The following is a 25184-nucleotide window of genomic DNA, read 5'->3' on the forward strand; positions in this document are numbered from 1 at the left end:
AAAAAGGAGTCGACTGCATGCTAGCGTTTATCATATTGATGACGGTTTCTTTTCTCGGAGCAGCATGGTTCGTTATCTATCTGTCTAAGCCGGGACAAAGCGAAACCGTCAGCCGAACAGGATCGAAGAGCGGACCGCTCCGTCCGTCCGGCCGCCTTTTTGAACCGGCATATGCCGCTCAAGCGGAGGAACGGGACACGGCGTTTTCGCGTTCGGACAAGCCGGAGCTTGCACCCGTTTCGTCCCGCCCGGATAGCGGGGAGGAGGCGGAATCGACCGGTCGACCGCCGGTTATTTTGATTGTGGACGATCAGAAGGCGATACGGGATATGCTGCTTTCGTTATTTGCCGCGGAAGGCTTCGAAGCGCACGGCGCGGAGAACGGGCAAGCGGCGCTGCGGCAGACCGCGGCCCTGCGAGCCGATTATGTTCTGCTCGATTTGGGCCTCCCCGACCTTAGCGGCATTGAGGTGCTTCGACGAATGCGAAGGGCCGGATGCCACGCAAAGGTCGTGCTTATAAGCGCATTCGTCGATCCGGGCATCCTGCCGGAAGCGGAGCGGCTTGGCATGATGGACCAATTCGCGAAGCCGTTCGACGTGAAGGAGCTTCGCGGGCGCATATTGGCGGATTGGAAGCTGACGGTCAGAGGGGGCGAATCGATTGAAGGCCTGGACCTGGGTTAGTTTCGCGTGCAGCTTCGGATTAGGTTGTCTGTTCCCTTATGCGCTGGCCGGGGTCGTCGTGCTCGGCTACGGTTTTATGTCGCCTCCGACGCCGCAGCAGCGATGGTTGGCCGTCGTGCTCGGCGCTTTGTACGTGCTGGCGCTTGGAGCGGTCGTATGGCTCGGTCTCCGGAATGGGGGTAAGGGCAAAACTCGTCTGTATCGTTTGCTTCTGCTCCTTCTGGCGTGGCTGGCGGCAGCCGCCTTGTCCTTCATGATGCAGTAAGAACAGCCCGATAGCATGCAGCGAAAGACCGCCTCATACAATATCGTAGGAGGCGGTCTTCCTGCGCTTGCCGTTCGTTGTTCGCTTCTTGCGCTCGTCTGCGCCGCCGTCATGCTGCCGGCAGTGTGGCCCGAACGATCGGGTCGGGAGCATCATCGGACCGGCATGGGCAAGCACGGCCGTCATCGTCATTCGCCGGCAAGCGTCGGCATGCTTGCTGTTGTTCGGTTCCGCCATCGCGGCTTTGGACCGGTTATGCGGCGGCCGTCATCTGCGGCGATGCAAGGGAGGCTGAAGCAGCCGAGCTCCAAATACGTCGGAATTGAATGAAAATTCCGTTATTAACGGCAGGAATCCGATCCGGGCCGGGAAATAGAAGCGCTGTTCCGCTTTAAAATATTTCCCGGGGAAGCGCAATTCTCAACAGAAACGTAACCGATTCGACAGGAGCGGCGACAACGCTGCGACAGATTGTGTCAAATTATTATGCGGTTTAGATTTTTTTGCCAGCCGGGAAATGTACCGTTTATAATAGAGAAAACGATTATGGAATGAAGAGGAGTAGGGAAACGATGCCTGTTGTGGGTAACGAAACGAAAATTATTTCCTTGCAAGTCGGCCGGCCGGCTCCGGTCATGCACGGCTCGAAGCAAGTGGAAACCGCAATATTCAAGCGCGTATCGACGGAAAAGCACTGGCTTGGCGTTGACGGATTGGAAGGCGACGGGCAGGCGGATACGGTGCATCACGGCGGTCCCGACAAGGCGGTTTGCGCTTATTTCGAGGCCCGTTACCCGTATTGGAAGGAATGGCTCGGAAGAGATGTCGAAAACGGCAGCTTCGGCGAAAACTTTACGCTTTCAGGCTGGACCGAGGAAGACCTTTGCATCGGCGACATCGTACAAAACGGGCAAATCACGCTGCAGGTGAGCCAGCCGCGCGTACCTTGCTTTAAGCTGGGCATCCGCAACGAAGAGCCGCGCATCGTGGCGGAGTCGCAGCAAACCGGCTACACCGGCTTTTATTTTCGCGTGCTTCAGGAAGGGGAGGTTCAGGCGGGGGACCGTTTGGCGCTTGTCGAACGCCATCCGGCCGGCATCAGCATCGCCGAAGCGAACCGCATTATGCACGTCGATAAAAACGATCGGGCAGGCATTGAAGCGCTGCTTGCCGTCGGGGAGCTGGCGGCCGCATGGCGGGATACTTTGGAAGCCAGGCTTGAACGATTGACGGGAGGCGGCAAGCTTGGCAGCAACGGCTGACCGCTCCCCGGCCTTCGATTCGATCCTTGGCCAATATCCGCAGCTGGAAGCGGGCTGGCATGTCGAAGAAGGCGAAAGCGGCATGAACAACACGACGAGAATGGTTAAGGCGGCCAATGCCGGGCAGGCATATATGCTGCGCATCTATAACAACCATCGCGACGAAGAGATCGTTCAATTGGAGCATGAAATATTAACGGCGTTAAACCGCTCGGCATTTGAGCTTCAAGTGCCCGTTCCGGTGAAGAACCGGCAAGGAAGCACGGTGACGAGAGCGGAGGACGGACGGATTGCCGGCTTATGCCAGTACATACCCGGGGAGCGCCCGTCCGTCGCGAACAAGCGGCAGCTGATATCGCTTGGCCGGGCCGCGGCGAGCTTGATGCAGTCGTTCTCCGGGCTGCCGATCGGCCGAAAGCCGATCTACGAGCCGTATTTTATGCTGGAAAGCACGTACGGGCACCCCGGAGACGATGTTTTTGTCCGGCTCGCGGACGCTTCCGGCAAGCTGGCCGGGAGCGCGGAGCAGCTTCGGACGCTGCAGCGCGAGCTCGGCCGGTGCGGGCAAGTGTGCGAGGCGGCGAGGCGGCTGCCCCGTCATTGGATTCACGGCGATCTGGTCATGAACAATACGGTCGCATCCGGTGACGACATTATCGGCTTGCTCGATTTTGAGTTTTGCACCGTCGACGCCAGAGCGATGGAACTCGCCGTATCGCTGATGGATATTGTTCAGGCCGGGCAAGAGGGGGACCCGCTTGGCCGCGCTGCCGATTTTTGCGAAGGGTTCCGCGCGGGCATGGCGCTTACTTCCGAAGAGATCGACCTGCTGCCCGGACTGATGAAGCTGCGGATGCTGGATGTGTCGCTCCATTTCATCAATCGTTACAACGAAGGGCTTGACGGCATTGAAGTGTTGGAGAACATTGTCATTGGAGCCGGGAATGCGTGCGCTTGGGTCGCCTCTTGCGAGACGGAGCTGAAACGTCTGCTGAACGCCCGGTAACGGGTCGCGACTATCGGCAGGCGAGCTCGGGCGCGTACCGGCGAAACGTACCGCAGCTGCGCCGGGACAGAGATTGGATTGAAGATCGGCTTTCCGGAAGCCGGCCGGACGAATGTTTTCGAAAGGACGGGATACATATGGTTCAAACGGGAAACGGGACGACGGCGGAGGCGTTAGGCTATGCGGCGAACGACCGGCTGTTGATCGTTAACGCGGACGACTTCGGGTTATGCCACTCCGTCAACTCCGCCGTATTCGAGCTGTTGGAGGACGGCGTCGTAAGCTCGGCTTCGCTTATGATGCCCTGCGGCTGGGCTGCGGAAGCCGCAGCCTGGTGCGCTGCGCGTCCGGAAGCGGACGTCGGCGTGCACTTGACGTTCACAAGCGAATGGGATCGATTTCGGTGGGGACCCGTCAATCGAGCCGGGCAAGCTTCTTCGCTTACGGACCGGTTCGGTTATTTCCCGAAGGACAACGTCTCCGTCGAGGAGAACGCCGACCCTGCCGAGATGAAAGCCGAAGCTTGCGCCCAGATCGAAATGGCTCTCCGGCTCGGCGTCCGTCCGAGTCATGCGGACAATCATATGGGGAGCGTCTACGGACTTGCGACGGGGCGGCATTTTCTGCCGGTTATTTTCGAGGTGTGCGCCGCTTACGGGCTTCCTTTCCGGCTGCCGAGGTACGTTACGGCCGACGACGGGCAGGCGGCGCCGAAGGAGCTGGCCGCACTGGCTCTTCAACTTGCGCAGCTGGCCGAAGCGCACGGCGTCGTCGTTTTGGATTATCTCGTCACGCTTCCGTTCCAGAAGCAAGAGAACGAAAGCTACGAGTCGTTCCGCGAACAGATGAAACGTCTTATCCGGGGGTTGCGTCCCGGGGTTACCGAGCTGTACGTGCATCCGTCACGCGTGACGGACGAATTGAAAGCGTTTCACGGATCGCCGGAAAAAAGAGGCTGGGAGGCTCAGGTGTTCCGGGATGCCGAGGTGCGGGAAACGCTGGAGGCCGAAGGCATCAAGCTGATCGGCTGGCGCGAGCTGCAGCGGCTTCAGCATAGCCGCAAGTGATTCGGATTTACGCTTGCGGGCGTCGCCGGCATATCGTTGCGGTTACCGGTTGAAGCTCGTCACCCAATATAGTCTGCGAGCGAAGTAAATGCGGCAAGCGTGATCGAAGGAAGCCTGCCGCGCTGCGATTCCATTATCAGCGAAGGAGCTGTCCCTATGTCATTTGACGAAATACGCGAGCTTGCCAACCGGTTACGAAACAATATCGCCCAAGTGATCGTCGGGAAGGAGCAAACCGTCGATTTGCTGCTGACCGCGCTTATTACGTCGGGCCACGTGCTTCTCGAGGACGTTCCGGGAACGGGCAAAACGATGCTCGCCAAAACGCTCGCGAAATCGCTGCGGCTGCAATTCCGCCGCGTCCAGTTTACGCCGGATTTGCTGCCGTCCGATCTGAGCGGCATCCATTATTATAATCAACAGGAAGGCGCGTTCGAGTTTCGGCCCGGCCCGCTGTTTACGAACCTGCTCTTGGCGGACGAGATTAACCGGGCAACGCCAAGAACGCAGTCCAGCCTTCTGGAATGCATGGAGGAGCGGCAAATTTCGATCGACGGCGAAACGATGCGGCTCGAACGCCCGTTTATGGTTATCGCCACCCAAAATCCGGTCGAGCATCAAGGCACGTATCCGCTGCCGGAAGCGCAGCTCGACAGGTTTTTGTTCAAGCTGCGGATGGGCTATCCTTCGCGGGGCGAAGCGATAAGGATCCTGAAACGGTTCAAGGAAGCGGACCCGCTGGAAGGGCTAGAGCCGGCCGCCGACGCGGAAGCGATCGTTCGCGCTCAAACGGCGTATAAGAGCGTAAAAGTATCGGACGAGCTGCTTCATTATTTGCTGGAGATCGTGGAGCAGACGAGGCTGCGGGAGGACATAGCCGTCGGCGTAAGCCCGCGCGGCAGCCAGGCGCTGCTAAGGGCGTCGCAGGTTCAGGCGATATTGCGGGGCCGGGATTACGTAACGCCGGACGATATTAAGTTCATGGCGCCGTATGTGCTTGCGCATCGTCTCGCGCTCAGAGGCTTGCAGCGGACGCAGCGGCAGGCTGAGGAAATCGTCCGCTCGATTTTGAATCAGGTCGCCGTGCCGGCGGAGCCGGATTTGGCTGCCCGTTAAGGAGCGCTTAGGCATGATCGTTTTTTGGTTTGCCGTTGCCGCCGTTATTTTCCTGTATTTGCAAAGCAAGCTGTTCCAACGTTTCGGATGGTCGAGATTGACCTATACGAGGAAATTTCAGAAGCGGGCTGTATTTAGGGGCGAGCAGCTTGAGCTGGTCGAGCAGCTGACGAACGCGAAATGGCTGCCGGTGCCGTGGCTTCGGGTCGAATCGCAGCTTTCTTCGAGCTTATTGTTCCAGCGTCAGGACAATTTCGCCGTGAGCAGCGGACAGCTGTATCAAAACCACAAAAGCTTTTTTGCTCTTATGCCTTATTCCCGGATTACGCGCAGACATCGCGTTAAATGTTTAAAGCGGGGCCTATACCGTCTGGATTCGGTCACTCTCACGATAGGCGATCTCGCCGGCTTCTCCCGCAGCGCGAGGCGAATGTTATTATCGGACGAGCTGGTCGTTTATCCGGCGCCGGCGCCGGTATCGGTCTCGGAACTCCCTTCGCACGGCTGGCAAGGCGAGACTTCCGTCCGCCGCTGGATCGCGGAGGATCCGTTCGTCCGGTCGGGTACCCGGGACTACCGGCCGGGAGACACCTTCAAGCAGATCAACTGGAAGGCGACGGCCAGGTCGGGCAAGCTGCAGTCGCATCAATACGACTATACGGCCGACCGGAAGCTGATGATTTATTTGAACGTCGACGACCACGAAGGGATGTGGCGGGACGTCGCCGATAAGGAACTGATCGAATGCGGCATCGAATGGGCGGCCGGAGCCGCGGAAGCGGTGGTGGACGAAGGGATGGAGGTCGGGTTTGCCGCCAACATGCCGCTTGCCGGAGCGTCCGAGAGCGTATTTATCGAGCCGCGGAGCGGCGGAGCGCAATTATACGAGCTGCTGGAGGCGATGGCGAGGCTTGAGCTCGTGCGGACAGAGCGTCTGGTCGACTTGCTCGTCCGCGAGGCGGACCGTGGCTATACCGGCCGCGACGTGCTCATTATATCGACTTATTGGAACGAAGCGCTTGAGACGGAAGCCCGCCGTTTGCGCGGCGGCGGCAACGAAGTGGCGTTCTGGCGGCTTGAAGCCGGTCCCCGCTCCGGCATCAACGGCGATAGCGGGAAGGACGGTGCTACGGCATGACCGAACCGACCGCCCCTCGCATCGGCCGCGTATCCCGGTTTCTGATACAAGGCTTTGCGGAGCTTTTCTTTTATTTGCCCGTCCCATTAATCGCGGCGGTTTATGCGCTGGATACGCCGGCGGCATGGGTGTGGCTCCTGACGGTTCCGATCGGCTACGCCGCCTGCGCGGAGGCGGAGCTGAAATTCAAGCCCGCCCGGCCGATTACCCGGATGATAGCGGCGGCAGCCGCGGGCATCGTTTATTTGTTTATCGCCTTCATGTTTACCGGCCATGCGACGGCGTTATTGCTGCCGCTTGCGCTGGTCGGCGCCGCAGCCGCGGTTCAAGGGCAAAGGGCGGCCCGGCTCGGCTCGTGGGCGGCAGCCTTTCCCGGCCCGGCTATATTGGCCGGCATCATCCTGCATTTGGCGGGACAGCTGGCAGCCTCCAATCTTGCGGCGCTTGCGGATTACGGCCCGTTCATGGCCGGCTGCGGCATCGCGGCGGTCGCTGCAGCGCTGTTCATCCGCAATGAGCGTCAGCTAAGCGGCGAAGACGAAGGCCGGCCCGGCCCGGCAATGGCCGCGTTTAAGCGGCATAATCGCGGGTTGACCGCGATCCTGGTTGCCTTCATCGTGATCGTCGGCCTGTTTCGCATCTGGCAGCAATGGCTCGAAACGGCGGCGGCCCGGATCGCGAATGCCGTTATAAGCTGGCTTTCCCGTCCCGGGAAGGAATTGCCGACGGAAGAGCCGCCTCCTGCTCCTCCCGCGCCGCTGCTGCCGGAAGCCGAAGCGCCACGGGAACCGGCCGCCTGGCTTGTCTGGCTGGAGCAAGCGTTCAAGTGGATTGTCGGGATTCTTGTTGTTGCCGCGCTTGCCGCCGCCGCTTTTTGGCTCGGGCGCGCCCTTTATCGGATCGCCCGCAAATGGCTCGGCCGGCTGCTGCAGCGGTCCCGGGACACTCGCGAATTCAGCGAAGGCTATGAGGATGAAGTCGAAAGCTTAATGACGTTAACGAAATGGTCGGAGCAGTGGAAAGGCCGGCTTGCGGAGATTATGCCGGGACGGAATGGCGGGAAAGCGTGGAACCAAATGCCGGGATCGCAACGGGTCCGTTATTTGTACGGCTCGATGCTGAAGCGCAGCATCCGGAAAGGATACGCGTTCAAGCCCCATTTGACGCCGCAGGAAACGGCATCCGATATTCAAAGCTGGAGACAAGCGGGGAAAGACGGGGAGAAGGAGCTTATCCGCATTTACGACGACGTTCGTTACGGCGGCGCCGAACCGCCGCTCGAAGAGACGGAACGGCTTAAACGGCTGCTCGAGGAGCCGAATTAACAGGAATCGAAAAAGGAAGACGCACCGGCGTCTTCCTTTTTCGATTCCGTTTAACGAGCATATACGCGCAGCGATTTCACGGGTAATCCAAAAAGAATCGCCCTTACGCTTGTTGCTTGGATTTTAAGTACTCCGCGATTTTGCGGCCATGGAATCGTCCCGACTCGATAAAAATTTCGTTCGCTTCGTAACGGGACGCGACGACGCCGGCGATAAACAAGCCGGGAACGTTCGTCTCCATCGTCGTCTCGTCGAAATGCGGGAAGCCTTCCTCTTCGATGCGAATGCCGGATTCGATCATAAATTGCCGGTCCGGGTGGAAGCCGGTCAGAGCAAGCACGAAATCGTTCGCCAGCTTCTCGCGCGTGCCGTCCGCCTTCTCGATCGTTACGGTGCGCGGTTCGATCTCCACGACCCGCGAGCCAAAGCGGATATCGATCAAGCCCTTGCTCACTTTGCCTTCGATCGAAGGACGGACCCAAGGCTTGATGCTGCTCGAGTACGTATCGCCGCGGTAAACGATCGTCACTTTAGCTCCTACGCGCTCCAGCTCGAGGGCTGCGTCGATCGCCGAGTTGCTGCCGCCGATAATCGCGACGTTCATTCCCGTGTAAGGATGGGCTTCGCGGAAGAAATGGGTCACTTTGTCCAGCTGCTCGCCGGGAATGCCCAAATAGTTCGGGTGATCGAAGTAGCCCGTCGCGATAATGACGTTGTCGCTGTAATACGTTTTCGATTCGCCGAAGCGGTCGACGCTGGTCAGCTCGAAGCACCCGTTTGCTTGTTTTACGGACGTAACCGTCTCGAAGGCGTTCACTCTCAGCTTGTGGCGAAGCGCAACGGTCCGGTAATAGTTAAGCGCTTCAAGCCGGGACGGCTTTTCGTTCGCGGTCGTAAACGGAATGTCGCCGATCTCCAAATTTTCCGGAGAGCTGAAAAAATGCATATAAGTCGGATACATGGAGATGGAATGGGCGATGTTTTGCTTTTCGATGATAAGCGGAACGATGCCGGCACGCTGCAGTTCGACTGCCGCGGCAATGCCGCACGGCCCCGCGCCAATAATAATCGCTACTTCTTTATGCAAGGCGATCAGTCCTCCTGTCGTTTTCAATTGTACAGCGGCCGGCCGCCGGATGGCAAATTTGGCCTCTCGTTATCTTGTACAGGCGTCGGAATATTGTATAATAGGATGAAACCTTATAATTTTAGAGGAGGATCATCCGATGCGGCGGCGTTTTGTAATTGAAGCAGTGATGGTGGCATCGTATGGGCATCTTCTCGTTCCAAGCCGTCCGGTTGACTACGTATTGCCTTATTCCTCGGTACTTGAGCTATACGAGATGAGAGACAGCGGAGAGCCGGTGATGGATAATCCGGAAGATGATCGCCACGTTAAAAATAAAATCAGCGAGCTTATCGAGTTTTTCGAAGAGCCGCTTAACCGCAAAAAAATCGAAAAAGCGCTTCAGGTTCCATGGCGCGAAAGCGCTCCGCTGCTGCTGAGCGACACGATTCAATTTACCGTCGTTAACGCGGTAGATAACGCGCAATACGGCGAGATGTTCGATCCGATCGAAACCGAGCTTATTTTAACGGGCATGAAGCTGAATATTCCGCTCCTGTCGGACCAGTTCGAATACGAGGACCGGCTGATCGAAGCGGGAGTCCCGGTGCAAGTATATGATATCGAGGATTTTGAGTTTGCGGTGGAGGAAGGCATTTCCGCCGACGATCTTCGCGTATAGCGTTAACGTCAGCAGAGGCCGTCTTCGACGCTAAGCGTCGGAAGAGGCCTCTTTGCGTTTGTCGATGGCGAGCGCCATCGTTTTATCGGTCAGATGCGCGTAGATTTGCGTCGTCTCCGGCGATGCGTGGCCAAGCTGCTCCTGCGTTTTGTAAATATCGTTGCTCAAATAGTAGTCGGTCGCAAACGAATGGCGCAGCTTATGAACGGACAAATACGGCTTGCCGAACCGTTTCGCGTATTTGATGACCATTTCCTGAATCGCCCTGCGCGTCATCCGCGAGCCTTCCCGCTTGCCGTTCGCAACGGCCAGAAACAGCGCCTTTTCTTTCTTGGGGGCGTGATAGCGGGTATCTCTGAGACCGATATACGCCTCCAGGTCGGCAACCGCATCCTGCCGGAAATAGACGGGAGTTTTGAACGTTTCGTCGTTTTTCCCTTTGCGGTATACGTAAACGAGCTTTTTCTTCAAGTCGACGTCGTCCATATTCAAGTTGAGCAGCTCGGAAACGCGCAGCCCGGAATGAAGAATAAGGCTGATGATGCAAGTATCTCTTGTCCGGTTCAAATTATAGGCGTAAAGCGCTTGCTTGTTCCGCGCGACATCATGGCCGTAGCCTTCCCGCACGTACCCAAGAAATTCCTCGATTTCCTCTTCCTGGAGCAGTTTTCCTTCCAGCTTGGCTGCCGTATCTTTCGGCTTATGCGTTCTCTTGATGGAAATTTTGGCCATGACGTTCCGTTTCAGCAACGGATAAAATTCATCGTCTTCGGCAATTTGGCTCAAATAATGAAACAACGAACGGAGCGAGGACAGCTTCCTCGTAATCGTCGTCCGGGTGTTGCTATGCTTCTGGTTCGTGGCCAGAAACATCCGGAAATTGTCGATGGCGTCCATATGCAAACGCTCGAGCTCCGCCAACTCCACATCCCGGATTTGTTTGGCTTGCGACAGACCTTCCGCGATAAGCCATCCCAGAAAAATTTCGTAATCCCGAACATACTCCAGCAAGGTGGAAGGCGACAAATCGGGCAGCTTGTAGCCGATGAATTTCTCGATGTACCAAGGCATGGACGGGATCCGTTTCTCCAGCTCCTGCCTGTCTTTTACCTTGATGATGTTCATTTGCGTCACCTCATGATCAACAGCGTTTCAGCCTCCAAGCCTTTCCTAATATTGTACCAGCGATCGGCTGCTTTGAACAACCGCGGCCGTTCGTACCGGAAGCTGTTTTAAAATTAGCAAATAAATGCAATTAATGGTTTCGGGTTACATCCTTTATCGAACTATGCTAGAATTACAAAATCGTAAATCGATAACCGGCCGGTTGAGACTACAAACGATTTTTCATGCGGATTTGGCGCTGCCGCAGGATAAGGAGATTGAAACTCGACCATGATAAATAGGCTTATACACAGAAGTATAGCCTGCTTATTCGTTCTTGTTTTTGCATTGGGTCTGCCGCTGCATCTTGTTCAGGCGGCGGGCATTCAGGCTGTTCTTAACGAGGAGGATGCCTCAGGCGCATCCGTAGAACTTCTGCTCAAAGATACACCGGAATACGTGGACGACTCACTTCAGTCCTTTAACGAACCGCTTACGATACAGGCTTATCAGGATTATAGGGAAACAACCGAACGAATGAAGCAAGCTGCTCTAAAAAAGAAGCAGGAACAACTGGCAAAAGCGAAACAAGCCGAGGAGGCAAAACTTCGGAAGGCGAAAGCGAAAGCGGCTGCAGAAGCGGCGATGGCTGTCAGCGAGCGCGATCTTCATTTGCTGGCGCGCATCGTTTATGCCGAATCGCGGGGAGAGCCGTTTATCGGCCAAGTCGCGGTAGCGGCGGTCGTGCTTAATCGGGTTCAGTCGAGCGAATTCCCCGACACGATCGAAGGCGTGATCGAGCAGCCCCGGGCGTTTACCGCCGTCGACGACGGGCAATATGAGCTGCAGCCGGATTCGACGGCCTACAAAGCGGCAAGGGAAGCGCTTCGCGGAACCGATCCGACGGGCGGCGCGCTTTATTATTTCAATCCGAAGACAGCCACTTCGAAATGGATATGGTCGCGGACGCGAACGATTCAGATCGGACGGCATATTTTTGCAAAATAGCGTGCAAGGGCATGGTCTATCCCGTTATGGGCATGGGTCATGCTTTTTTTGCATCCGGAGAAGGAACACGGCCGGCGGAATGGAATGTGTTATAGGAGGAAAGCTTTGGAATCGCTATTGTTTCGTTAGTAAAAGGAAGCTGCCGGCGTAGAACGGTTAGATACTAATCCAAAAAAGCGGGGGATGATATTGGAACGCGAAGCCAACGTTCCGGCATTTACGTTCGGATGGATGAGCGCAGACATAGCCGCCGAAATTATGAAGTGGCAGTACCCTCCGCCGTATTCCGTTTACAGCATGAGCGGCGGCGAAGAGGAATTGGCCGAACTGATGAACGGGACTTATTACTACGCATTAAGCGGCGACGGGGAGATCGCCGGTTATTTTTGCGTAGGCGGTTCGGCAAGAGTGCCGGGGGGATTCGCCGTCGGACTTTATGCCGACGAGTTCTGCCTCGATATCGGGCTTGGCTTAAGGCCCGATATGACCGGTCGAGGGCTAGGCGCTTGCTTTGTGAAGCAGGTGATGGCATTCGTGGAAGAAGAGTTCCGGCCGCGCCGCTTGCAGCTAGTTGTAGCCGCTTACAATATACGGGCCGTTCGCGCCTATTTGAAAGCGGGATTTTATGAAATCGGACAATTTCAAAGCATGCTGGGGAATGAATGGGTGCCGTTCATCGCGATGAGATGCCATTTGAGACAGCCAACGCTCGTGACGGAGCGGCTGCGTCTTCGGCCGATGACTGAAGCGGACGCGGGCGATTTGGTTGAACTTGCGAAGCAGGACGATCGTGCCGGCCGCTCCCTTGGCGAACTCGAAGACGTATCCGGCGGCCGGTTATTAATCCGCGCTTGGAAACATCGTCATTATACGCTTCGGCAGCTTCAATGGGGCATTACGCGGCAGTCCGCGAATGCGGTTATCGGCTGGGTCGGGCTGAACGACTTGGATCCGGAACGCGAGCGGGCCGAGCTTGACCTTTATTTGTCGCCGGCTTTCCGCGGGGCGGCTTACGGCCGAGAATCGCTGCGCGCCGTGGCTTGGTACGGGCTGGAGCAGCTTCGGCTGGGCCGCATTCAAGCGGCGGCGGAGCCGGGCGACGAGGGATACCGGCGTTTGCTGGAAGCGACCGGCTTTAAGCCGGATAAGAAGCCGCAAGACCATTCGCTGCGGGAAGATGAGCCGGGCGCCGGCGGCCTGTATATTTTGCGGAAATGCGATACGGCCGGGATGAACGATTGGGCGTCCGCGTGCGGCGTAGTCTATTAAACGGGCTGAGATGCGTTGCAGGAAGAGGTGCCCAATTGATATAATACGTCCGTACATAAGGAACGATAAAGTCAGCCTCTGCAATAGGGAGGTTTCGTTTCAAGAGGAGGATAAAAACGATTATGTCACAAACTCATCGCATCATTATAGACGCGGATACCGGGATTGACGACGCGCTCGCCATTCTGTACGCCATTCACGCGCCTGAAATCAAGCTGGAGGGATTGACGACCACGTTCGGCAATACGGATGTGGATCAAGCGACCGACAATACGCTCCGTCTGCTCAAGCTGTGCGGCAAGGAAACCGAAATTCCGGTTGCCAAAGGCGCGGCGGGCCCGCTTAAGCGGGAATACGAGGGACCGGTGGTGAACGTTCACGGCCATAACGGCATCGGTGACGCCGTCATTCCGAAATCCGATCAACAGCCGCTTCCGGTTTCGGCCGCCGAGTTTCTCGTTCGGATGGCCAATGACAATCCGGGGGAAATAACGCTCGTGATGGTCGGCCGCATGACCAACCTGGCCCTTGCGCTGCAAATGGATCCTTCGATCGCCCGCAAGTTCAAGAAGGTCGTCATTATGGGCGGAACGGTACTTGCGCCGGGGAATGTAACGCCGGTGTCGGAAGCGAACCTGTGGGGCGACCCGGAAGCGGCGGCCGCCGTGTTCGAATCGGAGGTTCCGCTTACGGTCGTCGGACTCGACGTCACGATGAAAACCCGCTTAACCTACGAGCATTTGCATTTGCTCGACCGGAAAGCTCCGGAGCGCAACAAGGCGATGGTGCAGTTTCTGCACGATTCGCTGGGCGTTTATTTCGATTTCTACCGGCAGTCGAATTATTTCGCGGAATCGTGCCCGCTGCATGATCCCCTTGCCGTGCTTGTAGCCGTGAACCCAAGTCTTGTCAAAACGCAGACGTTCAAAGCGACGATCGATTGCGGACACGGCTTGACGGCGGGCATGATCGTCACGGACCGCCGGGCGCGCGCGACGGAAGGACGCGACATTCAGTTCTGCATGGAAGTCGACGCGGACCGCGCCGTCGGCCAAATGCTGTCGGCCTGGCTGTAAGTCGGCGAGTGGCCCTTGGCTTGCTTACGCATGACGCATGAGAGGAAACGAAGTTTCGGAGCGACTTTCCCATACAAGAAGGAGGAAGCTTATGAAGGAACATGCGGAACCGCTGCGGCCGTTTCGGGCGCTGCTGCTTGAGAAGGAGGAAAACGGCGGCGTACGGGCGGCGTATCGCGAAGTGACGGAATCGGAGCTGCCTCCGGGCGATGTGCTCGTTAAGGTCGCATATTCCGGCATCAACTACAAGGACGCGATGGCGCTGCAACGGACGCCGCTGATCGTCCGCTCCTTCCCGATGGTGCCGGGCATCGATTTCTCGGGCACCGTCGTCCGGTCGGATTCGGCCGCCTGGAAGGAAGGGGACCGCGTCATTATGACCGGATGGGGAGCGGGCGAGCGCAAATGGGGCGGATATGCCGAATACGCGCGCATGCCGGCGGAGCAGCTGGTTCCGCTCCCGGCCGGGATGTCGCTCCGGCACGCGATGACGATCGGCACGGCCGGGTTAACCGCGATGCTGTGCGTCATGGCTTTGGAGCGGCAGGGCGTGAAGCCGGATTCCGGCGAGGTGGCGGTGACCGGAGCGACCGGAGGCGTAGGCAGCTTTGCGGTGACGCTGCTCGCCGCAGCGGGTTATTCGGTGACGGCCGTCACCGGCAAGGCGGAACAGGCCGATTATCTCCGAAGCTTGGGTGCCGCTTCGGTCATCGGCAGGGAAGAGCTGAACGCACTCTCTTCCAAGCCGCTTCATTCGGAGCGATGGGCGGGAGCGGTGGATACGGTAGGCGGACAGCCGCTTGCGGCGCTGCTCGGGAGCACCCGTTACGGCGGAGCCGTTGCCGCTTGCGGCATGGCGTCAAGCTCTACGTTTCAGGCATCCGTTTATCCTTTTATATTGCGGAATGTCGCTCTTGTCGGCGTGGAATCGGTTATCGTGCCGACTGACAGAAGGCTCGAGGCGTGGAACCGATTAAACGAGACGCTTGCTGCCGAGCAGCTCGACCGGATCACGAATGACATCACCCTCGGCGAAGTTATGGCGCAAGCGTCCGCCATGCTCGAAGGCGCTTCGCTCGGCCGAACCGTCGTGGCGGTTGGCGGGTCATGAATTTTTACCTTCACTCCGTTAAATAACATTAATAAACGGCTTTCTGTCCTTGGCGCAAGGAACGGGAAAGCCGTTTTTTATTGAGGCAGCTAACGGGTTAAAAATTTAAAGGCGTTAAAAGCTTTAAGGCGTGGAAATCATTAATGCGCTCCGCGTGCGAAGCGTCCGTCCTCTTGCCGCCCGTTCTAATGCAGAATGACGGGGTACACATGCCCGTCCAATGCAAGCGAGGCGGCTCCGGTTTCTTCGGATACGACAAGAACGAGCGCATCGCTTCTTTCGGACAAGCCGAGCGCGGCCCGATGCCTCGTTCCGAATTTTTGCTTGTCTACGCTCGAGGATGACAGAGGAAGAACGTTGGAGGCCGTTACGATCGTATCGCCTTTGACCCATACCGCTCCGTCATGCAGCGGATTGCCCGGATAAAAGATCGACTCCAGCAGCGCGTGCGAGACGGCGGCTCCGATCGGAATCCCATGGCGGATGATCGCGTCAAGCGGTTCTTCCCTTTCCACCACGATAAGCGCGCCGATCTTGCGTTCGGATAAATGGAGCAGCGCCGTGGACAGCTCGTTGTATTTCGACGTATACGGCGAGAGATAGCAGTTCAGATAGAAGGCTCCCGCCGCCGATTGCACGCGGGAGAACTTGCGCTGGACCTGTTCCAGGCTGCTGAGCATGCAGCCGCCGTCATTGTCATCCAGCTTATCGACGATTGCCGAGATGTCGTCGATCATTTTGCGCAATTGGCCTTTGATTTGTTCCTTCATGGGCGAAAAATCGCAATTTTCATGAATATTCATCATAACGGTCCGCCTCTTTGCACGATTATCGCATACGGTTGTCATTGTAACCTCCGGCCGGGCATAATATGCAATTTTCTCCAACATGAGAAGGTTATCATGACGTATGAGAATTAATTAATCCAGCCCCGTTCGCAATTGCGGTAAACTGAACAACATAGCAGGGAGAGGTGAACCGAATATGGATACAAAACGTTGCGTATTTTGCGATCGGATCGTTCCGGTCAGGACCATAGGGCAATACGAGCAATTTATAGGCTGCCTGTGCGCCCCCGGCGGTCAATATCATCTGCTTGCGGAAAGCTATGATTGGTATTATGCGCTTGATTATACGACGAAACGGGAAATGTTCCCGATTATATCCGCCTACATAAGGGAGCTTACGGAGATGGAGGAGACGGTCGAGCTGAGTGCCGAGGATTTGGACAAAATCCGCCATTCGTCCCGTCTGCCCCAAACGATCGAGGAGAAAGGCGAGAAGCTGCTGCAGCATTTGTACAGGCAGTCGGGAGGCACGGACAAGCCGGTCGTCATTCATAAGCTGGCGGAGAGCTTCAATATTACGTATTCGCTTAATTTGCAGGAAATGGTCTATATTATCGAGAAGCTGAAGGAAGAGGAGCTGCTGGAGCGGAGAGGATCTACCTTCGTGCTTACGCCGAAAGGCATACGTACCGCCAAAGCGGGAATGGCCGGTCAAAAGCTGAAGCCGTGCTGCGTCCTTCTTTCGGAGGAGCTCGGACAAGAGTGGGCCAATAACGTGCTGCCGAAAATGTACCAGTGCGGCTATTCCCCGCAATTGGCGGAGCCGCTTGACGGAACGGGCGGCATCTCGGCCCAGCAGCTCGCCTCAAGCAAGCTCATCATCGCGGATTTGACCGGGCATCGGCCGGAAGTTTACTGGGCGGCCGGTTATGCGCAAGGCTTGCAAATACCCGTCATCTGGACGGTGCACCGCAGCGCGGCGGGGCAAATTAGAAGCAACCCGGGCCATATCCGCCCGATCGTGTGGGAGGACGGCGGACAGCTTGCCGCCCTGCTGCAGCAGCGCCTTACGGCGGCATCCTGACGCGTAAGCGGCGGATTATTTCCGCAAAAACGAAACCCCGGAGTCTGTCGGCTGCTTGCAGCTCATAGGCTCCGGGGTTTTAGGTTTTGTCCAATTACGTCTTCCCAAAAGGACGACGCAGCCGGTTCGGCTTGCATGTAGGCGAAGAATCCGTTCTACGCGGGCGCTGTTCACCAATGCTCCGCAATAAACCGGTCGCGGCCGGATTTCTCGCGGTCTTCCTTGTAATGTTTCGGATTTTTTTTATGGTAATTCTGATGATAGTCCTCAGCCGGGTAAAACGTTTCGGCCGGCCGGATTTCGGTTACGACCGGCTTGTCGAAGCGGCCGCTCCGCTTTACCGCTTCGCGGGAAGCGATCGCCTCCAGGCGCTGCTCCTCGGTATGATAGAAAATGGCGGTGCGGTATTGGCTCCCGCGGTCGTGGAATTGCCCTTCCGCGTCGGTCGGGTCGATCTGCGGCCAATACAGCTCGAGAAGCTTCTCGTAAGGGAACAGCTCCGGGTCGAACGTAATTTGGACGACCTCGATATGGCCTGTCGTTCCCGTCTTTACTTGTTCATAGGTCGGATTCGGCAGATGGCCGCCCATATAGCCGGACACGATGCCGTGAATGCCGGGCAGCTCCTCGAACGGGGTGACCATGCACCAGAAGCAGCCGCCGCCGAAAGTCGCTTTTTGCCTCATTGCTGCGCCTCCTTCCAAAAGCGGTTGTTATGAAATATGAGGAATTAGCGCCTCTACGAAACGTTCCAAATAAAGCTGGTCGGTTTCGGAGAAACGGTTCAAGACCGGGCTGTCGATATCGAGCACGCCCAGCAGCTCGCCGTCCTTGATGATCGGGACGACGATTTCCGATTGCGACGCCGCATCGCATGCGATGTGGCCGGGGAATCGGTGCACGTCTTCGACGCGGACCGTTTGACGGCTGGCCGCCGCCGTGCCGCAGACGCCTTTGCCGAGCCCGATGCGCACGCAAGCCGGGAGGCCTTGGAAGGGACCGAGCACAAGCTCGTCTCCTTTCAGCAGATAGAAGCCGACCCAATTGATCTCTTCCAGAAAAGAACCGAGCAGCGCGGATGCGTTGGCCAAGTTCGCAATGCGGTCGGTTTCGCCTTCCAGCAAAGCGGTAAGCTGTTTGATAACCGTTTCGTAGTTTTGTTCGATCGTGCCCGTATAAACCGTTTTTGCAAACATATCGTAGCCTCCGTTGCCTAAAGATTCGTAACAAATAACTTAACGCTTATCTCGCTGCAAGTCAATCGGGATTTCAAATAAGGATTGACATTGTTAGTGATAATCATTATCATTAAATAAGTTCAAATTGAGTCGATACTTACGGGAGGAAATCATGAACAGCAAGTTTCATATTCGCAAAAGCTTTTTCGGCGCACTGGCGCTGCTGCTGGTCGTGTTGCTGCTGGCGGCATGCGGAAGCAACGCCGGATCCAATAACGAAGGAGGCGCAACGGCATCGCCCGAATCGTCGAACACGCCGGCCGCTTCCGAGGAGAATACGGAGCGCGTCGTAACGGACGGCATGGGACACGAGGTGACGATTCCGGCCAATCCGCAGAAGGTTCTGGCTTCCTATCTGGAGGATCATCTGGTTGCCCTGAACGTGAAGCCGGTCGCGCAATGGTCCGTACCGAACGGCATTCAGGATTATTTGCAATCGGGCCTTGAAGGCGTGCCGAAGATCAGCTACGATCTGCCGGTCGAAGAGGTGGCAAGCCTGGAGCCGGATCTGATAATCATCGGTTCGGAATCGCAGGTGCAGAACGATCTGTACGGCCAATACTCGAAGATCGCTCCCACATACGTGCTTGGCGATAAAGTGAACAGCGATTGGCGCGCGGCGCTTACGACGATCGGCGACTTGCTCGGCAAGAAGGAAGAAGCGGAGCAGCTGCTTGCGCAATACGACAACAAGGCGCTTGAGCTGAAAGAGAAGCTGGCGGAGAAAGCGGCGGGTAAGAAAGCGGCCGTCCTGTGGCTTGTTCAGAAGCAGTTTTACATCGTCGGCGAGAACCAGTCCAGCGGACAAGTTCTTTACAAAGATTTGGGCTTGACTCCTCCGAACGTAACCGCCGAAATTCCGGCCGAGTCCAACGCGGTATGGAACCCCGTTTCGCTTGAGAAGCTGGCCGAACTGGACGCGGATTACATTTTCCTGGTGAACAGCGATACGGACGTGACCGAAACGCTCGACAGCGCGATTTGGAAAGGAATCCCTGCCGTGAAGGGGAATCGGGTTTATCAGATAGGTCCGGAAAGCAGCTGGTTGTACAGCGGCTTTAATGCCGGTCAAGGCATTATGGACGACGTGGCGAAGTCGATTTTGAAATAATAAAACAGCGGTATCACCCGCTTAATTTAGTCGAGGAGGTCGGTTTCATGTTCGTGCTTGTAAGAACGATGACAGTACAGAAAGGCTTTGCGGACAAGGTGATCGAAAGATTCGGGACTCCCGGCATCGTTGAACAGAACGAGGGATTCGTCGATATGACCGTTATGCTCAAAGAGGCAAAACGCGGCGACGAACATGAGGAGGTTGTCGTTACGACCCGCTGGGAATCGAAGGATGCGTGGAAAAACTGGGAGAAAAGCGACGCCCATATTCAAGGCCACCGCGAGAACCGCGGCAAGCCGCAGCCGGAATTTCTGATCGGCGTTACCCATGCCGCTTATGAAGTGAAAGCCGTCAAAACCTATCGTCCTGCAAACGTTCAATAACCGGCATATTGCCCCGGCTGTTCCTCCAACGAGAGCGGCCGGGGCTTTTTTTGCGGAAGTTACATGTCATATTAATGTAATATATACGAACATAAACTCTGTTAAAACGACTAATTGTTGACATTACGATTACATATCATATAATATGTGTAAAGGTGTAGTTAGTATTACGTAATTTTATATAACATTATAGTTATGCGACTCCGTTAAGGCATCTCCGCGAAGACCGATCATAGCATTTGTAACCATAGCGATAGGCATATAGGACAGCTTGCAAAGAATTCACCGGCAAATACTCGGTATTCTTGAACATGCTGTCCTTTTGCGTATAGCAATCAGCGCTTCACATTTTCAAGCAAAAATGAGGAGGTCAGGAAAATGGTTATGAAACGAAAAATGATCCCGATCTTGGTTGCCGTGATGTTGACGGCGCCGCTTGCGGCTTGCGGGTCTCCGAACGGAGACGGGGCGGCGTCTCCATCTCCGTCGCCGTCGCCTTCGGCGGGGGCGAAAGAAGAACTGACGGTCATTAAAATCGCAAGCCAATCTCCGCTTTCCGGCGGCAGCGCGGTTCAGGGCGAAGCGATCAAGCTCGGCGCGCAGATGGCGCTTGAAGAGCGCAAGGCGGAATTCGAGGAGCTTGGATTCGATCTGCAATTCGTCCCTTACGACGACCAGGCCGATCCGAAGAAGGGCGTGGCGAACGCCGAGCTGATCGGCGCCGATACCGGCATTGTTGCGGTGGTCGGCCATATGAACTCCGGTGTCGCGATTCCGTCCTCGGTCGTTTACGAGAAATACGCCATTCCGATGGTTTCCCCGTCCAACACGGCTACGGAAGTCACCGACCGCAACTTGAAGTCGGTCAATCGGATCGTGGCCCGCGACGACTTCCAGGGGCCGGCCGCAGCCGAATACGCGGTGAAGACGGTCGGCGCCAAAAACGTCTTCATCATTCAAGATAAAACGGCGTACGGGCAAGGACTGGCGGACGCGTTTAAGGCGTCGGTCGAAGAGCTTGGGGCTGCGGTAGCCGGCTATGAAGGCATCACCGTCGGCGAAAAAGACTTTAACGGCGTGCTTAACCAAGTGCTGAACAAGAAGCCGGACTTTATCTTTTTCGGCGGCGTGTACGGCGAAGGCGGGCTGATCGTCAAGCAGGCCCGGGAGAAAGGCATTACCGTGCCGATAATGGGCGCCGACGGCATTGACACGGTCGGGATCGTGGACATCGCCGGCGAAAGCATCAAAGGCGTATTGTACACGTCCATCTCGACCGATATTACGAAGACCGACGCCGGCAAAAAATGGGCCGAAGACTATAAAGCGAAATTCGGCAAAAACGTCGACGGCTACTCCGCTTACGCCTACGACTGTATGAACGTTATTCTGAACGCGGTGAGAAGCGCTGCGGAAACGAACGGCGGCAAGCTGCCGAGCCGCGAGCAAGTGCGCGATGCGGTCCGGGCGACGAAAGATTTCGAAGGGCTTGCCACCAAAGTTACGTTTGACGGCAAAGGCGATAACGACTATGCCAAAGTGTACATCTACGAATACAAGGAAGCGTCGTATCCGGGCGTGCTGACGTCGGAAATCGCAAAATAACTCTTTGAGGAGGTGTGAGATGATATCCGGCATAATCGGCACGCTTCCGCAAGTGTTGCTAGACGGGCTGACGTTGGGGGCAGTTTACGCGGTTGTCGCGATAGGCTATACGATGGTCTACGGCATTCTCGAGCTGATCAACTTTGCCCACGGCGAAATTTTTATGACCGGCGCGTTCGTCGGCACATCGACGCTGCTTCTGTTTCAATCGGCAGGTTGGCTGAGCGATCTGCCCGGCTGGCTCGTTTATTTGTTTTTGCTTATAACCGCCATGGTCATCACCGGTTTTCTCGGAGTCGGCATCGAAAGGCTGGCTTACCGTCCATTGCGCAATGCGCCGAAGCTCATTTCGCTTATTTCGGCAATCGGCATCTCGTTTCTGCTGCAGGATCTGATCCGGTTCATCGCCGAGCTGAAAACGGGAAACTACATCGTCAGCGCGCCTGCCATTTATAACGGCAACCTGCAGGTCAGCGCCTCCGGCTTGTGGGATCGGTTCGGAGACGGGTTTCTTAAAGTCAATTCCCTTATCGTCGTATCGGTAGCGATCGTGCTGATGGTCGGCCTTGATTTGTTCATCAAGCGGACCAAATGGGGCATGGCGATGCGCGCTGTCGCCCAGGACAGGGAAACGGCTTCGCTCATGGCCATCAGCGTTAATAAGGTGATCGCGATCACGTTTTTTATCGGCTCGGCGCTGGGCGGCGCGACCGGTGTTCTGTTCGCCCAGCAATACGGGACGATCGACCCGTTTATCGGGTACGTGCTAGGCATCAAGGCGTTTACGGCAGCCGTTCTTGGCGGCATCGGCAACATCCGGGGTGCGGTGTTTGGCGGACTGCTGCTCGGCATTCTCGAAATGTTTGCGTCCGCCAACCTCGGCATTTTGACGAGCGGCAGCTTCGGCGGCGAATATAAGGATGTGTTTGCATTCGCCGTTCTGGTTATCGTTTTGATCTTCAAGCCGGAAGGCATGTTCGGCAAAGCCGTTAAGGAGAAAGTGTAGGTGAGCCTATGTTCAAGCTGAAACGGACGTTGGCGCGCAATCGGATCGCCCAGGGAGCCGCATTGGCCGCTTTCGTAGCGGCGTCGGGCCTTTCCGTTTACTTCATGGATAAATCGGTCGTCAGCTTTCTGCTGCTGCTCGGCTCTCTTTTGCTGCTGTATTATACCTCGTTTTCCGCGCGGGTCAAGTGGCTTGCCGGCTCCGCGATGCTCGTATTCGTCATCCCGTTCGCCACATCCGGAGGCCCGTCCCACGAATCGTACATGGAGGTGGCGACGCAATGCGGCATTTTTGTGGCGATGGCGCTTGGGTTAAATGTCGTTGTCGGCTTTGCGGGACTGCTTGATTTGGGGTTCATCGCCTTTTTTGCGGTTGGAGCGTATTCGTATGCGATATTTTCCACCCCGCAGGCGGATAGCTTTATGCCTGGCGGCTGGCAAGCCGTGCCGGGGTCATATTTCTGGGTCTTTATATTTATAGGAGGTTTTCTTGCGGCGTTGTTTGGCATCCTTCTCGGATTGCCGGTTCTGCGCGTAAAAGGGGATTACCTGGCTATCGTGACGTTAGGCTTCGGGGAAATCATCCGGATCGTCTTCAACAATCTCGATAAGCCGGTCAACATTACGAACGGCGCCATGGGCATCTCTTCCGTCAGGCCGCCTGACTTGTTCGGCTACCTGTTTACGTTTCCGCATCAATTTTATTTTATCGTGCTTGCCATTCTCGCGCTTGTACTGTTCGGAGTGAAGCGGCTCGAGCATTCGCGGCTGGGCCGTTCCTGGAAGGCGATCCGCGACAACGAAATCGCGGCTCAGGCGATGGGCATACCGCCCATTCGAACGAAGCTGACTGCATTTGCGATCGGCGCATCCTTTTCCGGAATGATGGGAGTCGTGTTTGCGGCCAAGCAGACGTTTGTCGATCCGTCCAGCTTTACTTATCTTGAATCCGTCACCGTTCTGGTCATGGTTATTCTTGGCGGCATGGGCAGCGTGCCGGGCGTCATCCTTGGAGCGAGCGTCATTACGATTCTCAATTTGCAGGTATTGACCGAAATTACGGGCTGGCTCAATTACCTAACGATGGAAGGGATCGTTCAAATTCCGAATGCTTTGTCTCCGGCCAAAATGCAGCGGTTCATATTCGGCGCCGTGCTTGTGCTGATCGCCGTATTCCGGCCGAACGGGCTTATCGCCGCCGGAAACCGCAAGATCGATATGGCCAAGGCGCGATCAAGGCGCTATTCGAAAGGGTTACGTTTGAACGAAACAAAAGTGAATAGCGGAGGGACCGTTAAATGAGCACGCTTACCGTAACGAAATTGACGAAGAGATTCGGAGGTTTGATCGCCGTTAACGGGGTCGATTTTACGTTTCGCTCTGGCGTCATTTCGGCTGTCATCGGGCCGAACGGTGCCGGGAAGACGACTTTTTTCAATATGATTACGGGCCTGTACGCCCCGGACGACGGGATCGTTGAGCTGGACGGCCGCTCGATAGGGGGAGCGAAGCCGAATCGCATTACGTCGCTCGGAATCGCCCGAACGTTTCAGAACATTAGGCTGTTCGGGTCGATGACGGTTCTGGAGAACGTGATGGTCGGCATGCACGGCCGGCTGAAAGCCGGCCTGTTCGGCTCGATATTCCAGCCGCCCCGCGTGCGGCACGAGGAGATTGAAGCGACGCTCGAAGGGTATCGCCTGCTCGAATACTTCGGGTTGGAGGAATGGATGAACGAAAGGGCGGACAGCTTGCCATACGGGGCCCAAAGAAGGCTTGAAATCGCGCGGGCGCTGGCGACGAAGCCGAAGGTGCTGCTGCTGGATGAGCCCGCGGCAGGGATGAATCCGCGCGAAACGGCGGAATTGACCGCATTGATCAAGCGGATGCAAGGAGAGCTTGACATGACGGTCATTTTGATCGAACATGATATGAAGCTGGTGATGGGGCTTTCGGAGCATATTCTCGTGCTTGACTACGGTACGAAAATCGCGGAAGGAAGCCCCGACGAGATACGGAACCATCCGCGGGTGATCGAGGCGTATTTGGGCAAAAGCGCCGGGGAAGCGGAGGTGATCGCATGAGCTTGCTGGAGCTTCGGGGCGTTCAAGCGTATTACGGCCGGATCGAAGCGCTTAAGGGGATTGACCTGAAGGTAAGCGAAGGGGAAATCGTTACGTTAATCGGCTCGAACGGCGCCGGCAAATCGACTACGCTTAAGGCGATTTGCGGGCAGGTTAAAGTACGGGGCGAGGTTCTGTTCGACGGCAACCTTATGACGTCGCAGCCGCCGCACCGTACCGCCCTTCGAGGCATCGCGCATGTGCCGGAAGGAAGGCGCATTTTTCCGAGACTAACCGTTAAGGAAAATTTGGAGATGGGCGCATTTGCCGTCAGGGAACGGAAGCTCGTCCGTGAACGGATGGAGCGGGCGTTCAATTACTTTCCGCGGCTGAAGGAGCGTTGCGGCCAGCCCGGCGGCACGCTTAGCGGCGGCGAGCAGCAAATGCTGGCTATAGCCCGTGCGCTGATGATGAAGCCTCGTATCCTGCTGCTGGATGAACCTTCCATGGGTCTTGCGCCTTTGTTGGTCGAGCAAATATTCCGCATCGTTCAAGAGTTGAACCGGGAAGGGATGACGATTTTGCTCGTCGAACAAAACGCGTACCAAGCGCTCCAGATCGCCCATCGCGGATACGTCATTCAGTCCGGCGAAATTATCATGGAAGACGCCGCAGGCAAGCTGCTTGCGAGCGAACAGGTCAAGGAGGCCTACTTAGCTTAAA

General features: G+C 56.4%; 27 protein-coding genes. 22 read left to right on the forward strand and 5 right to left on the reverse strand.

All coding sequences use genetic code 11. From position 1 onward, the window contains the following. The first annotated feature begins 17 nt into the window (after window positions 1–17). The 9 genes from ACFSW5_RS05565 (at window position 18) to ACFSW5_RS05605 (ending at window position 7865) form a co-directional block, all read left to right on the forward strand. Complete coding sequence (locus tag ACFSW5_RS05565; protein ID WP_379270420.1) at window positions 18–686, forward strand: response regulator; 669 nt, start codon at window positions 18–20, stop codon at window positions 684–686. Next, window positions 664–951 carry a hypothetical protein gene (locus tag ACFSW5_RS05570; RefSeq protein ID WP_379270421.1) on the forward strand — a complete coding sequence of 96 codons (288 nt, stop codon included), beginning with the start codon at window positions 664–666 and terminating at the stop codon, window positions 949–951. Before ACFSW5_RS05565 ends, ACFSW5_RS05570 begins: the two co-directional genes overlap by 23 nt. A 15-nt stretch (window positions 952–966) precedes the next feature. Next, complete coding sequence (locus ACFSW5_RS05575; protein ID WP_379270422.1) at window positions 967–1281, forward strand: hypothetical protein; 315 nt, start codon at window positions 967–969, stop codon at window positions 1279–1281. A gap of 242 nt (window positions 1282–1523) precedes the next feature. Next, the gene (locus ACFSW5_RS05580) at window positions 1524–2213 is read left to right on the forward strand and encodes an MOSC domain-containing protein (RefSeq protein WP_379270423.1); all 690 of its coding nucleotides are present in this window, start codon (window positions 1524–1526) and stop codon (window positions 2211–2213) included. Beyond that, window positions 2197–3219 carry a phosphotransferase gene (locus ACFSW5_RS05585; protein WP_379270424.1) on the forward strand — a complete coding sequence of 341 codons (1023 nt, stop codon included), beginning with the start codon at window positions 2197–2199 and terminating at the stop codon, window positions 3217–3219. Before ACFSW5_RS05580 ends, ACFSW5_RS05585 begins: the two co-directional genes overlap by 17 nt. A 137-nt stretch (window positions 3220–3356) precedes the next feature. Beyond that, on the forward strand, window positions 3357–4286 hold the full coding sequence (locus ACFSW5_RS05590) for a polysaccharide deacetylase family protein (RefSeq protein ID WP_379270425.1): 930 nt from the start codon (window positions 3357–3359) through the stop codon (window positions 4284–4286). 156 nt (window positions 4287–4442) lie between these two features. Continuing rightward, window positions 4443–5402: an AAA family ATPase gene (locus ACFSW5_RS05595; protein ID WP_379270426.1), complete on the forward strand. Its 960-nt coding sequence runs from the start codon at window positions 4443–4445 to the stop codon at window positions 5400–5402. A 13-nt stretch (window positions 5403–5415) separates the two neighbouring features. After that, a complete protein-coding gene (locus tag ACFSW5_RS05600) occupies window positions 5416–6540 on the forward strand; it encodes a DUF58 domain-containing protein (RefSeq protein WP_379270427.1) in 1125 nt (374 codons plus the stop codon). Then, window positions 6537–7865: a DUF4129 domain-containing protein gene (locus tag ACFSW5_RS05605; RefSeq protein WP_379270428.1), complete on the forward strand. Its 1329-nt coding sequence runs from the start codon at window positions 6537–6539 to the stop codon at window positions 7863–7865. The genes ACFSW5_RS05600 and ACFSW5_RS05605 overlap by 4 nt, the downstream gene beginning before the upstream one ends. Window positions 7866–7968: 103 nt before the next feature. Here ACFSW5_RS05605 and ACFSW5_RS05610 read toward each other — a convergent pair whose 3' ends face one another. Beyond that, window positions 7969–8952, reverse strand: a complete 984-nt coding sequence (locus tag ACFSW5_RS05610; protein WP_379270429.1) for a YpdA family putative bacillithiol disulfide reductase — start codon at window positions 8950–8952, stop codon at window positions 7969–7971. Window positions 8953–9091: 139 nt separating this feature from the next. Here ACFSW5_RS05610 and ACFSW5_RS05615 point away from each other — a divergent pair, with 139 nt between their 5' ends. Then, entirely contained in the window at window positions 9092–9613 is a 522-nt protein-coding gene (locus tag ACFSW5_RS05615; protein WP_379270430.1) for an ADP-heptose synthase, read from the forward strand. 30 nt (window positions 9614–9643) lie between these two features. Here ACFSW5_RS05615 and xerS read toward each other — a convergent pair whose 3' ends face one another. Beyond that, on the reverse strand, window positions 9644–10738 hold the full coding sequence (xerS, locus tag ACFSW5_RS05620; RefSeq protein WP_379270431.1) for a tyrosine recombinase XerS: 1095 nt from the start codon (window positions 10736–10738) through the stop codon (window positions 9644–9646). Between the two features lie 270 nt (window positions 10739–11008). Here xerS and ACFSW5_RS05625 point away from each other — a divergent pair, with 270 nt between their 5' ends. From ACFSW5_RS05625 to ACFSW5_RS05640, 4 genes are all read left to right on the forward strand, one after another. After that, window positions 11009–11725 carry a cell wall hydrolase gene (locus tag ACFSW5_RS05625; protein WP_379270432.1) on the forward strand — a complete coding sequence of 239 codons (717 nt, stop codon included), beginning with the start codon at window positions 11009–11011 and terminating at the stop codon, window positions 11723–11725. Window positions 11726–11914: 189 nt separating this feature from the next. Then, on the forward strand, window positions 11915–12994 hold the full coding sequence (locus ACFSW5_RS05630) for a GNAT family N-acetyltransferase (protein ID WP_379270433.1): 1080 nt from the start codon (window positions 11915–11917) through the stop codon (window positions 12992–12994). Between the two features lie 122 nt (window positions 12995–13116). Continuing rightward, window positions 13117–14070, forward strand: a complete 954-nt coding sequence (locus ACFSW5_RS05635) for a nucleoside hydrolase (protein ID WP_379270434.1) — start codon at window positions 13117–13119, stop codon at window positions 14068–14070. A gap of 91 nt (window positions 14071–14161) precedes the next feature. Further along, on the forward strand, window positions 14162–15181 hold the full coding sequence (locus ACFSW5_RS05640) for an oxidoreductase (RefSeq protein ID WP_379270435.1): 1020 nt from the start codon (window positions 14162–14164) through the stop codon (window positions 15179–15181). A gap of 185 nt (window positions 15182–15366) precedes the next feature. Here ACFSW5_RS05640 and cdaS read toward each other — a convergent pair whose 3' ends face one another. Continuing rightward, window positions 15367–15987: a sporulation-specific diadenylate cyclase CdaS gene (gene cdaS, locus ACFSW5_RS05645; protein ID WP_379270436.1), complete on the reverse strand. Its 621-nt coding sequence runs from the start codon at window positions 15985–15987 to the stop codon at window positions 15367–15369. Between the two features lie 178 nt (window positions 15988–16165). Here cdaS and ACFSW5_RS05650 point away from each other — a divergent pair, with 178 nt between their 5' ends. After that, entirely contained in the window at window positions 16166–17053 is an 888-nt protein-coding gene (locus ACFSW5_RS05650; protein WP_379270437.1) for a hypothetical protein, read from the forward strand. 170 nt (window positions 17054–17223) lie between these two features. On the opposite strand, the gene msrA is transcribed toward ACFSW5_RS05650, so the two are convergent. Continuing rightward, entirely contained in the window at window positions 17224–17739 is a 516-nt protein-coding gene (msrA, locus tag ACFSW5_RS05655) for a peptide-methionine (S)-S-oxide reductase MsrA (RefSeq protein WP_379270438.1), read from the reverse strand. A gap of 27 nt (window positions 17740–17766) precedes the next feature. Beyond that, the gene (locus tag ACFSW5_RS05660) at window positions 17767–18249 is read right to left on the reverse strand and encodes a GAF domain-containing protein (RefSeq protein ID WP_379270439.1); all 483 of its coding nucleotides are present in this window, start codon (window positions 18247–18249) and stop codon (window positions 17767–17769) included. A gap of 154 nt (window positions 18250–18403) precedes the next feature. Here ACFSW5_RS05660 and ACFSW5_RS05665 point away from each other — a divergent pair, with 154 nt between their 5' ends. From ACFSW5_RS05665 to ACFSW5_RS05695, 7 genes are all read left to right on the forward strand, one after another. Beyond that, window positions 18404–19402 carry an ABC transporter substrate-binding protein gene (locus tag ACFSW5_RS05665; protein ID WP_379270440.1) on the forward strand — a complete coding sequence of 333 codons (999 nt, stop codon included), beginning with the start codon at window positions 18404–18406 and terminating at the stop codon, window positions 19400–19402. A 47-nt stretch (window positions 19403–19449) separates the two neighbouring features. Beyond that, window positions 19450–19788 carry an antibiotic biosynthesis monooxygenase gene (locus ACFSW5_RS05670; protein WP_379270441.1) on the forward strand — a complete coding sequence of 113 codons (339 nt, stop codon included), beginning with the start codon at window positions 19450–19452 and terminating at the stop codon, window positions 19786–19788. A gap of 384 nt (window positions 19789–20172) precedes the next feature. Then, complete coding sequence (locus ACFSW5_RS05675) at window positions 20173–21393, forward strand: branched-chain amino acid ABC transporter substrate-binding protein (RefSeq protein ID WP_379271022.1); 1221 nt, start codon at window positions 20173–20175, stop codon at window positions 21391–21393. 19 nt (window positions 21394–21412) lie between these two features. Continuing rightward, window positions 21413–22399, forward strand: coding sequence for a branched-chain amino acid ABC transporter permease (locus tag ACFSW5_RS05680; RefSeq protein ID WP_379270442.1), 987 nt, complete (start codon window positions 21413–21415; stop codon window positions 22397–22399). 8 nt (window positions 22400–22407) lie between these two features. Continuing rightward, window positions 22408–23700: a branched-chain amino acid ABC transporter permease gene (locus ACFSW5_RS05685; protein WP_379270443.1), complete on the forward strand. Its 1293-nt coding sequence runs from the start codon at window positions 22408–22410 to the stop codon at window positions 23698–23700. Then, window positions 23697–24482, forward strand: a complete 786-nt coding sequence (locus tag ACFSW5_RS05690; RefSeq protein WP_379270444.1) for an ABC transporter ATP-binding protein — start codon at window positions 23697–23699, stop codon at window positions 24480–24482. Before ACFSW5_RS05685 ends, ACFSW5_RS05690 begins: the two co-directional genes overlap by 4 nt. Then, window positions 24479–25183, forward strand: a complete 705-nt coding sequence (locus ACFSW5_RS05695; protein ID WP_379270445.1) for an ABC transporter ATP-binding protein — start codon at window positions 24479–24481, stop codon at window positions 25181–25183. Before ACFSW5_RS05690 ends, ACFSW5_RS05695 begins: the two co-directional genes overlap by 4 nt. Window position 25184 lies beyond the last annotated feature (1 nt).

Origin of the sequence: Paenibacillus thailandensis (assembly GCF_042685365.1) — a bacterium.
Lineage (GTDB): Bacteria > Bacillota > Bacilli > Paenibacillales > Paenibacillaceae > Paenibacillus_AP > Paenibacillus_AP thailandensis.